Origin of the sequence: Streptomyces sp. NPDC047014 (assembly GCF_040644195.1) — a bacterium.
In the GTDB taxonomy this organism is placed as follows: Bacteria; Actinomycetota; Actinomycetes; order Streptomycetales; family Streptomycetaceae; genus Streptomyces.
The window spans coordinates 1-10,300 of sequence record NZ_JBEYVX010000136.1 but is presented as its reverse complement, the minus strand read 5'-3'; the positions used below and the strand labels follow the sequence as shown (position 1 = coordinate 10,300).

General features: G+C 73.2%; 9 protein-coding genes and 1 pseudogene. 5 read left to right on the top strand and 5 right to left on the bottom strand.

Annotated elements, in window-relative coordinates; translation table 11 throughout:
• From ABZ873_RS32840 to ABZ873_RS32820, 5 genes and pseudogenes are all read right to left on the bottom strand, one after another.
• Positions 1-474: pseudogene (locus tag ABZ873_RS32840) on the bottom strand (molybdopterin-binding oxidoreductase); the annotation flags it as partial.
• Between the two features lie 140 nt (positions 475-614).
• Entirely contained in the window at positions 615-1,796 is a 1,182-nt protein-coding gene (locus ABZ873_RS32835) for an oxygenase MpaB family protein (protein WP_360880094.1), read from the bottom strand.
• 62 nt (positions 1,797-1,858) lie between these two features.
• The gene (locus ABZ873_RS32830; RefSeq protein WP_360880091.1) at positions 1,859-2,893 is read right to left on the bottom strand and encodes a polyprenyl synthetase family protein; all 1,035 of its coding nucleotides are present in this window, start codon (positions 2,891-2,893) and stop codon (positions 1,859-1,861) included.
• Positions 2,886-3,251, bottom strand: a complete 366-nt coding sequence (locus ABZ873_RS32825; RefSeq protein ID WP_360880088.1) for a hypothetical protein — start codon at positions 3,249-3,251, stop codon at positions 2,886-2,888. Before ABZ873_RS32825 ends, ABZ873_RS32830 begins: the two co-directional genes overlap by 8 nt.
• A 239-nt stretch (positions 3,252-3,490) precedes the next feature.
• Entirely contained in the window at positions 3,491-5,158 is a 1,668-nt protein-coding gene (locus ABZ873_RS32820) for an alpha-galactosidase (protein WP_360880085.1), read from the bottom strand.
• 176 nt (positions 5,159-5,334) lie between these two features.
• Here ABZ873_RS32820 and ABZ873_RS32815 point away from each other — a divergent pair, with 176 nt between their 5' ends.
• The 5 genes from ABZ873_RS32815 (at position 5,335) to ABZ873_RS32795 (ending at position 10,214) form a co-directional block, all read left to right on the top strand.
• Positions 5,335-5,976 carry a TetR/AcrR family transcriptional regulator C-terminal domain-containing protein gene (locus tag ABZ873_RS32815; protein ID WP_360880082.1) on the top strand — a complete coding sequence of 214 codons (642 nt, stop codon included), beginning with the start codon at positions 5,335-5,337 and terminating at the stop codon, positions 5,974-5,976.
• 14 nt (positions 5,977-5,990) lie between these two features.
• A complete protein-coding gene (locus ABZ873_RS32810; protein WP_360880079.1) occupies positions 5,991-6,938 on the top strand; it encodes a serine/threonine dehydratase in 948 nt (315 codons plus the stop codon).
• A gap of 119 nt (positions 6,939-7,057) precedes the next feature.
• Positions 7,058-7,423, top strand: coding sequence for a hypothetical protein (locus ABZ873_RS32805; protein WP_360880076.1), 366 nt, complete (start codon positions 7,058-7,060; stop codon positions 7,421-7,423).
• Between the two features lie 533 nt (positions 7,424-7,956).
• Entirely contained in the window at positions 7,957-9,294 is a 1,338-nt protein-coding gene (locus ABZ873_RS32800) for a sugar ABC transporter substrate-binding protein (protein ID WP_360880073.1), read from the top strand.
• 26 nt (positions 9,295-9,320) lie between these two features.
• Positions 9,321-10,214 (top strand): sugar ABC transporter permease, encoded by an 894-nt coding sequence (locus ABZ873_RS32795; protein ID WP_360880096.1) that lies wholly within the window; start codon positions 9,321-9,323, stop codon positions 10,212-10,214.
• Positions 10,215-10,300 lie beyond the last annotated feature (86 nt).

The window sequence follows — 10,300 nt, the reverse complement described above, 5'->3', positions numbered from 1 at the left end:
CGCCCCGTCCGGCGGCGCCCCGGCGGGCGGGGGCCGGGTCGCCGCCCGCACCAGCAGCCCCAGCACGGCGGCCGCGGTCAGCGAGGGCAGCGCGTCCCGCCGGACCGCCTCCGGCCGGCTCAGCGCGGCCGCCGCGCCCAGCAGCCCGAACGCCCCGGTGACGGCGATTCCGGCAGGCAGACTGCGTACGGCGAGCAGCCCGGCCAGCGCGCCCACCGCGGCCAGGACCAGCACGATGCCGAGGATCAGCACCGGCTTGTCGGCGGGGCCGAACAGGCGGATGGCCCATTCCCGGACGGCCACGGGGGTGAGGTCCACGGCCGCGCCGCCGACGGCGGTCACCGGGGACGCCTCCGGCCGCAGGAAGGCGGCGACCAGCTGCGCCACCGCCAGGCCGGCGGCCGCGGCGGCGATCCCGGCCGCGGCGCCCCGTACCCGGCGCGACCGGCCGGAACGGGCCGGATCTGCTGTCACACCGCCAGTGTGCGCCCCGGGGGCGGTCCGGCGCGTCGGAGCGCAGTGCTCTGCGGTGAGCAGTCAGCAGTCAGCAGTCAGCAGTCAGCAGTCAGCAGTCAGCAGTCAGCGGCCGGCGGCCGGCGGTCAGTGCTCAGCGGTCAGTGCACGGGCGCGGGCGGCACCCAGCGGCCGGTGCGCGGCGGCTTCACCCCGAAGTCGGGCCGCAGCTCCGCCGGGATGGCGTGGTGCATCACCCGGCCCCGGGTCAGCGAGGCCAGTTCGAAGCCGGCCAGCAGCGAGCCGGCCTTGTCGAGGGCCCATTCCGCGTACGGGCTGCTGTCCTCGATGGTCTCCAGCAGCCCCAGGAACACCGGGACCGCCCTGGCCGCCGTGTCCCAGGCGGAGCGGGGGACCTCCAGCCAGTCGCCGATGGTGTCGCCGACGAGGTAGCGGACGGTGGCGGGCACCATCGGGTCGAAGAGGGTCCCCGGGACCACGTCCTCGTACAGCCGCGTCAGCTGGGCGGTGAGGCGGGCGCCCTCGGGTGAGGGGCCGAGGTTGCGCAGCAGGTAGAGATCGCAGAAGTCGCGGGCCTCGGTCAGGGTGCGGGGCGCGGCCGACAGGTCGCAGCCCAGCATGGCGCCCACGACCCGCCAGGCGTAGAAGTACGCCTCCGCGCCCTCCTCGCTCATATGGATGCCGAGCCGGTGCATGGCGTCGAGGACCAGCAGCGAGAAGCAGATCTGGCCGCCGATCATGTCCTCCTGGCAGATCGGGATCCCGTCCTTCGCGAGGTCCCAGTGGCCGCCGTGGCGCAGGTGGTGGCGGATCGCCGCGTGCAGCAGCCGGACCTTCTGCGCGGCGGGGATGAAGGTGCTGCCCTCCGCGAAGGAGTCGGTCCGCATGAGGTAGGTGACGAACTGCCCGGTGTTGGCCATCCGCCGCGAGGGATAGTCGAGGGAGTGCGTCGAGGACAGCAGCCGGGCGATCCGGGGGACGGCGTAGGTCGCGGGCATCGCGGCGAAGGACAGGCCGGTGTTGATGTGGGCCGCGTTGTCCATGAAGAACAGCCGGGCCTGCTCCATCAGGTCCCAGTCCACCCAGCTCGGGGGCATGGCCGTGGCCTCGAAGTAGGCGCGGGCGGAGGCCGGCAGCCGCTCGGGGAGGGGGTCGCCGGTGGTGGTGAAGAAGCGCATGAGGGTGTTGAGGTCACCGACCTCGCCGCGGCGGAACATCTCGGCGACGGTCTCGTCGGCGAGCGGGTCGCCCTGGGCGCACAGGGCGTCGAGCGCGGCGTCGTCGTAGCGCGGGCGCGGCGGGGCGGTCGGGGTGGTGTTCACTTCGGTCGTCCTCGGTGGTCCGGTAGGTGGTCGGGTGGGGGCGCGGTGGTGTGCGGGGCCGGTCAGAGGGAGCGGCCGGCGGCCGTCGTGGCCAGGTCGCGCAGGGCGGCGCGGGCCTCGGCGGGCATCGGGGCCGCTTCCAGCGCCTCGTAGGCCCGTCGGACGCGGGCGCGGATCATGTCCTCGACCCGCTGCGGCGCTCCGGTACGGGTCATCAGCTCGCGGACGGAGCACGCCTCGGCCTCGCCCAGCTCCGGGTTGCCGACGAGCTTGGCGAGCAGCCGCCGGTCGTCCGGTGCGGCCGCCGCCACGGTCAGGGCGAGCAGGGCGGTGGGTTTGGCGTCGCGCAGGTCGTCCAGGTTCGACTTCCCGGTCCTGGCCGGATCCCCGAAGGTCCCCAGCAGGTCGTCGCGCAGCTGGAACGCCTCCCCGAGGGGGACCCCGTAGCCGGAGAAGGCGTCGAGCAGGGCGCGGGGGCCGCCGCCGAGGGTGGCGCCGAGGTGCAGGGGGCGTTCCACGGTGTACTTGGCGGTCTTGAAGCGGGCGACCTCCAGGGACTCCGCCACCAGCGGATCGCGGCCCGGCGCCGCGTCGGTGCGCAGGACCTCCAGGAACTCGCCGGCCATGGTCTCCCGGAGCAGGGCGGACCAGAGGGGGACGGTCCGGGCCAGATAGCCGCCGGGCAGGCCGCAGGTGGTGAAGAGGTGTCCGGCGTACCCCATCAGCAGATCCCCGAGGATCATCGCGAGGGCGGTGGAGCGCCGTCCGGCCGCGGCGAAGGCGGCGTGCGCCGTGAGCTGCCCGTGGCGCATCCGGCTGCCGTCGATGATGTCGTCGTGGGTGCAGGCCGCGGCGTGCACGAGCTCCATCGCGGCCGCGGCCCGGACGACACCCTCGCAGTCGGGCTGTCCGGCGGCCCGCCACCCCCAGTAGAGGAAGGCGGCCCGGAGCCGCTTCCCCTGGGCGAGGGAGCGGCGTAACTGCTCGGAGAGCGGGGTGAGTTCGGGATGGAGGCCGAGCAGGGCCGCTTCCTCCTCGTCGGCCAGCCGGACCAGCACCGCGTCGATGCGCTCCTTGAAGCCGGGGTGGTCATGCACAGGGGCGGCCCTCGGCGGCGATGTTCTCGGCGACCCGCCGCGCCATGGTCTCCAGGTAGTTCTCGCCGTTCACGCCCGCGCGGCGGGTGGCCAGTTCGCCGCGCTTGCGCAGCTCCACCACCCCGTCGGTGAGCAGTTCGCGCAGATCGGCGCGGCGCATCGCGTCCTGCGCGCGGTCGGCGGTCTGGCGCAGCTGGTCGAGGGCGAGGTCGGCCACCCCGGCCGCGAGCAGGGTCAGCAGTTCCAGGGAGGCGGCGGCGGAACCGGCTGCGGAACCGGTGGCCGTCGTGCGCTCCTGTCCGGGCTCCTGGTGGCCGGGCTGCTCTCCGGCGGAATTCTCGTGTTCGGTCCGGGACATGGTCGGGTGCCCTCCTGGTCGCGTCACGCCGCGTGGCATCGGAAGGGGCGGCCACCGGACCGTGCCGGTGGTCGCCCCTGATCGTCTCCGGGCCAGTCAAGCGAGTGGCGTCCGCGCGCGGGAGGGGAGGGAGGCGATGTCCCCCTCCGGGGTGCCGGGTTTCCTCCGGGAGGGTGACGGCCGCCGCACGGGCGACCGAAACCCCTGCCGGTGGTGTACCCGGCCCGTCTCCCGTTGCCTCAGACCGGCAGTGCCCACGCCTGGTCGACGCGGTGGTCGCCGCAGTCCTCCAGCCGCAGCCGCTCGGCCGGGGCGTCGGGGGTGGCGGGCCGGGCGGGCGCGGTCAGGCAGAGCCCGCTGGCCTTCTCCACCAGGGCGCCGTCGCGGCCGTGCGACCAGGTCTGGCCGGGCTGCTTGTCCCGGGGTGCGGAGCAGTCGGCCAGTTCGACGATGCCCTCCTCGCCCGCCGAGAGGCATTCCCCGGCCAGCCGCAGCCGTGCGTCGGTGCCTACGGTCCACCGCTGGTCGGGGGCCCCGGTGCAGGCGGCCATCACCACGGTCCCGACCGCGGTGCTGCTGGCGCCGTCGGCGCAGCGGGCGCCGTCGCCGGTGATCTGCCCGGTCCGTACGGCCTCGGCGCAGCCGCGCGGGGTCAGCCGCCAGACCGCAGTGTCATGGCCGGCGAGCCGGCCGGTGAGGGCCTGGGACACCTCGCGGAAATCGCCGCTCCACAGGTCCTGGGCGTCGACGGTGCACTCGGCGAGCCCGATCTCGTCGAGCGGGACGCGGATGTCACGGGTGTTGCCCGAGCGGTTCAGCACGGCCACCGCGCGGTCGCCGTTCGCGAGCGGCCGTACCAGGATCTCGAAGGTGGCGTTCGAGGAGACCACGGCGGCCTGACGGCCCATCGAGTCCTGGTCCAGGGTGATCATCCGGGTGTTGCCGAGGGCGGCGACGGCCTCCGGGCTCAGCTTCGCGACCTCGGAGGACAGGATGAAGGGGGAGGCCATCATGGCCCACAGGGCGATCTGGCTGCGGCTCTCGGCGGCGGTGAGGCCGGGGGCGCCCGCGATCAGGAAGTCGGGGTCGTTCCAGTTGCCGGGGCCCGCGTACCGGCCGAGCCAGCGGTTGTAGCCGTAGTTGCCCATCACCGAGCTCCACCGCGAGGCGGCGGGCGCGGCCGGCTTGTAGACCTGGATGTCGCGGCCCTCGCGCCACAGCTGCCCGGTCTCGCCCACCCAGCCGAGGACCTTGTGCCAGTCCGAGCCGCCCCATTCGCCCTGCTGGAAGTAGGCGGGCGCCGAGGCCGAGAGGACCATGTCCCGTCCGCTGGCGCGCAGGGCCCGCGCGACGCCGTTGTAGGCGTCCCGGTACGCCTGCTCCTTGGTGCGGCCCTCCGGGACCCACAGGTTGCAGCCGTCCATCTTCACGTAGTCGACCTTCCAGGACGCGAACTGCCGGGCGTCCTGGGCGTAGTGGTCGGGTCCGCCGCCCTGGGGCGAGCCGCTGCCGGGGTACTTCTCGCAGGTGAGGGAGCCGGCGTCCTGGTAGATGCCGAACTTGAGGCCCTTGCCGTGCAGGTACTCGCCCAGCCAGGCCATGCCGCGGGGGAACCTGGCCCGGTCGACCACCAGACTGCCCCGCGCGTCGCGGCTCTTGGTCATCCAGCAGTCGTCGATGGTGACCGTGTCGTAGCCCTTGGCGGCGAGCCCGGTGGAGACGAGGGCGTCGGCGTTGGCGAGCACGGTGGCCTCGTCGATGTCGCACATGTAGTGCGCCCAGTTGTTCCAGCCCATCGGCGGGGTGAGCGCGAGCGGGGTGTCCGAGGTCGCCCGGGGCTCGGCCACTGCCGGGGCGGGGCCCAGGGCGAGAGCGAGCAGGGCGGCCGCGGTCAGGCAGGGGAGCATTGCGCGCAGGCGAGGCGGCACCGGGTCTCCTAGACGTGGGGACGGTCGTGCGCCCAGTGCAGCGAGACGGCTACCCAGTGTCAACGGATCGCGCGGATTGTCCTGTGATGACCAGCTATATGGCCCCACCTACCTCACCCGAACGTGTCGATACATCGTATGTTACGGTGTATCGCATGCCGAGGAGATCAGCCGCCCTGGACCGCGCCACACCCGAGGCCATCGCCGTCGCCGCCCTCCGGATCCTCGACGAGGAGGGGCCCCAGCACCTCAGCTTCCGCACCCTCGCGGACCGGCTCGGCGTCTCCCACGCCACCGTCCAGCGCCGTTGCACCGACCTCGCCGGACTGCTCGACCTGTGCACCGAGCACCTGGCCGGCCGGCTCCCCGACATCCCCGCCGGCACCGACTGGGCCGAGGCCACCGAGCAGCGCTTCCGCGCGCTGTACCGGCTGCTGACCGACCACCCCGGACTGCTCGTCCTGCGCGGCGGACGCCCCTGGCTCGGGCGGCAGCTCCTCGCCCGGCTGGTCGAGCCCGCCCTCGCCGACAGCGTCGCCGCCGGACTGACCGTCACCGAGGCGATCACCGCATACCGCCGCATGTACCTGCTCACCCTGGGCAGCGCGGCCTTCGTGGACCACCGGGAGCCGGAGCGGGCCACCGCCGCCTCGCGGGCCGCCCTGGCCGCGCTGGATCCGGGGGAGTTCCCCGTGCTCTCCGGCGGCATGGCCGACATACTGCCCGCCCTGACGGACCACGAGGTGTACTACGGCGCCCTGCGCCAGCTGATCGAGGCCGCCCGGCCCGCCACGTGATGGGGAGACCGACCATGGAACGTCCGCAGCAACTCGACTACGCCGCCGTCCGCGCGGCCGCCGCGCGCATCGGGGGCGGGGTCCGGCCCGTCGCCGTGACCCCCGCCGAAGAAGGGGTCTGGTACGCGCTCGAATACCTCCAGCACACCGGCAGCTTCAAGGCGCGCGGCGCCCGCAACTTCCTCGCCGCCCACCACGAGGCCGGCACCGTCCCCGAGGCCGGTGTCACCATCGCCTCCGGCGGCAACGCCGGGCTGGCCTGCGCCTGGGCCGCCCGCGCGCTGTCCGTCCCCGCCACGGTGTTCCTGCCGGCCAACGCCCCGCGCGTGAAGGTGGACCGGCTGCGCGGCTACGGCGCGGACGTCCGGCTCGTCGGCGACCGGTACGCCGAAGCCCTCGCCGCCTGCCGGGAGTTCGCCGCCGCGAGCGGGGCCCTGAGCAGCCACGCCTACGACCACCCGCTGATCGCCGCCGGGGCCGGAACGCTGCTGGACGAGATCCGCGAGGCCCTGCCCGGCCTGGACACCGTGGTCGTCGCGGTGGGCGGCGGCGGGCTGTTCGCCGGGGTGGCCACCGCCGCCCGCGAGCACGGCGTACGGGTGGTCGCGGCCGAGCCGGAGAACTGCCGGGCCCTGAACGCCGCCCTGGAGGCGGACCGGGTCGTGGACGTGGAGGTGGACTCCGTGGCGGCCGACTCCCTCGGCGCCACCCGGGTCTCGCAGGACGCGCTGGACGCGGCCCGCGAGAAGAACGTGACCTCCGTCCTCGTCCCCGACGCGCAGATCACGGCGGCCCGCCGCGCGCTCTGGGAGGAGCACCGGATCGTGGTCGAGGCGGGCGCGGCCACCGCCCTGGCCGCCCTGCGCGGCGCCGCCGAGCCGCTGGGGGAGCGGGTGGCGGTCGTGCTCTGCGGGGCCAACACCGACCCCAGTGACCTGACGGCCCCTCCGGCGGCCACCTGAAACGACCATCGTCGCGCCGTCCGGCGACTTTCGAGGACAGCCCCGGACCCGCGCCCCTTGCGAGGGTGTGCTGGTCCGGGCGACCGCCGTCGGACGCGAAGCGAGTGGGAGGAACGGGCGTGGCTCAGCGCAAGGGTTGTCTGATCGGCTGCGGCGTGGCGCTGGTGCTGGGGGTGGGCGTCATCGTCGCCCTGGTCTTCGGCGCGGGCAAGCTGCTGGACGTGGCCGAGAAGACGTTGGTCGACCCCAAGGTCTACGAGGAGGTGCGGACCGGGGACGCGGAGAGCGAGGTCCGCGCGAAGCTCCCCTCGGGCGAGAGCTTCGTCAAGAGCGCCCTCAAGGACGGCGGCCCGGCCGAGCCCGAGGGCAGCAGCTGCGCCTGGTACGTCTCCAGCGGCGAGGCCGAGGGTGGCAAGGAAACGGTTCTGCGCTTCTGCTTCAAGGACGGGAAGCTGGCGGAGAAGGTCCGCTACCCGATGAAGTAGCCGACGGGGCTACCACGTTGCCGCGGCCCGCCGCAGTGCGTCCAACCTCGGGCTCATCACGGCGGCGGTGCGGGCGGGGAACCGGGCGGCGTGTGCGTCCATCCCGGCGAAGGCCCGCTCCCGACCCGCCGGGTCGCACAGCGACAGGTGCTGAGCTACACGCCGTTCGGCCGAAACCTGGCCGGTGACACCCGGCCGCACAACAGCGGGCCGGGCGCGCTTTACGCACCGTACGGGTAAAGCGCATTAGTGCGCGGCTCCCGGCGGGGGCGACAAGGCGTCAAAAACAGCCGCGGGAGGGGGCGGACCGGCAAATCCACACGCTCCCCGGCGGCTGGCGTACTAAAGCGCATCAGTCCAGGTGGGAGGCGTGCGATAAGAGTGCGCAGCGGATTTCCCAGCGGTCTCGGGCCATTCCGCAACCACCGCGCACCGGCCAGCTTTCCTCCGGCCTCATTGACGAGGTCTTGCTCGGCGACGACCGTGGGCACCGCCTCCGGCGACGAGGCCGGACTTCTGCGAAGGCGGCGACCATGAACCGTTCCAGCACGACCCGTACGGCTGCGGGCACACTGATCGCCGGCGCCCTCCTCTCCGCCACCGCGTGCGGGCTGAGCGGTTCCGGGGCCGCGGATGCCGAGGAGGCGGGCAGAACGGGCCGGGTCGCGGGTGAGATCACCTTCCGCACCCTCCAGCTGAAACCCACCTTCACCGCCTACGTCCAGGGCGTCATCGACGCCTTCGAGCAGAAGTACCCGGACGTCACCGTGAAATGGGAGGACGTGCCCGGCGACGGCTACAACGAGAAGCTGGTCGCCGACGCCCAGGCAGGCGCCCTCCCCGATGTCGTCAACCTCTCGACCGACTCCTTCCAGCTGCTCGCCGGCCGCGGCATGCTCGCCGACGTCGCCGCCCTCGACGGGGCGCTGGCCACCGAGTACGTACCGGGCGCCTGGGAGCAGTTCAAGCTGCCGGGCCGGGACGCGAGCGTGTACGCGTACCCCTGGTACGTGACGCCCGAGATCCTGACCTTCAACCGGGAGCTGTACCAGCAGGCCGGGCTCGACCCCTCCCGACCGCCCACCACCGTCGAGCAGTTCTTCGACCAGGCCGAGCAGATCGCCGCCCGCTCCGGCGGCCGGTACGCCGCCTTCATGGCCGATCCCAAGGGACGGCTGCCCGGAGACTGGCAGAAGATGGGCATCCCGATCCTCGACCCCGCGCAGACCCGCTTCACCTTCGGCACCGACCGGGCCGTCGCCTGGGTGGAGCGCATGAAGGACCTGTACGCCAAGGGCGCCATGCCCAAGGAGTCCCTGCTCAAGTCCGACGACATCAACCAGCTCTACGGCGGCGGCAAACTTGTCTTCGGCCCCGGCTCGCCCGGCTTCGTCAAGGACATCAAGCGCAACGCCCCGCAGGTCTACGCGCGCACCCAGGTCGCCGGAGCCGTCACCGGCACCCTCGGCCACATCGGCATCTACGCCCAGTCGCTCGGCATCCGCAAGGACACCGCGCACCTGGACGCGGCCGCCGAGTTCGCGAAGTGGGTCACCAACGGCCCCAACCAGGTGGAGTTCTCCCGGAAGGCCACCATCTACCCCTCCCACGCCCGCGGTCTCGCCGACCCCTTCTTCGCGGACCGCGGTGACGGCACCGACGCCGAGACCCTGGCGCGGGCCGTCGGCGCCGAGCAGCTGAAAACGGCCGCCCTGGACGCCAACACCCCCGTCCAGTGGACCAGTCAGGTCGGGGACGCCGTCGTACGGGAGGTGCAGAAGGCCATCACCGGAGAGCAGGACGCCCGGACGGCCGTGCGGAAGGCGGAGGAGGCGGCGAACCGGCTGCTGGCGGACGCGGCCCGGAAGTGAGGGCCCGCCGCGCCGCCCTGCGGGCCATGGAGGCGGACACCGGGCTGGTCCACCGCCGGTGGTGGACGCCGTACCTGTTCCTCGCGCCCGGTCTGGTGATGGTGGTCCTGTTCAGCCTCTGGCCGTTCGTCAACACCGTGATCCTGTCCTTCACCGACGCCCGGATCCTGCGCGGCGGCTCCTTCGTCGGCCTCGCCAACTACCGGCGTGCCTTCGCCGACCCCGATTTCTGGGTGGCCACCGGCAACAGCGTGCTGTACCTGGCGGTCGTCGTGCCCTGCCTGGTCCTGCTGCCGCTGGCCCTCGCGGTGCTCGTGCAGGCGAAGGTCCCCGGCATCGGCCTCTTCCGGTCCGCGTTCTACACGCCCGTGATCGCCTCCGCCGTGGTCGTCGGGCTGATCTGGCAGTGGGTGCTGCGCAGCGACGGCCTGGTGAACACCGTCTTCCTGCGGCTGCGCCTGGTCTCCGAGCCGGTCCCCTTCCTGACGGACAGCACCATGCTCCTGGTGTCCGCCATGATCGTGACCGTGTGGAAGGGCCTCGGCTACTACATGGTCTTCTACCTGGCGGCCCTCGGGAACGTGCCCGCCTCCCTCCACGAGGCGGCCGCGCTCGACGGCGCCGGCCCCGTCCGCCGCTTCCTCAGCATCACCGTTCCGCAGGTGAAGCCGATGATGCTGCTGGTGGGCACGCTCTCCGCGATCTCCGCGCTGCGCGTCTTCACCGAGATCTACATCCTCGGCGGCGAGAGCGGCGGGCCCGGCGGAGGCGCCCGTACCCTGCCCTTCCTGATCCGGCAGGTCGGTCTGGGCTTCTCCGGGGAGACGGGCTACGCCTCCGCGATATCGCTGCTGCTGTTCCTGCTGACGCTGGTGTTCAGCCTGCTGGGCCGCCGCCTGACCCGGGGGGACGAGGCATGAGCGCCCCGCGCCGCCGCCTGCTCGGGCCCGCCCCGCGCCAGGTTCACGAGTGAGAATGCAGGCATGAGTAGCGATACACACGTGAG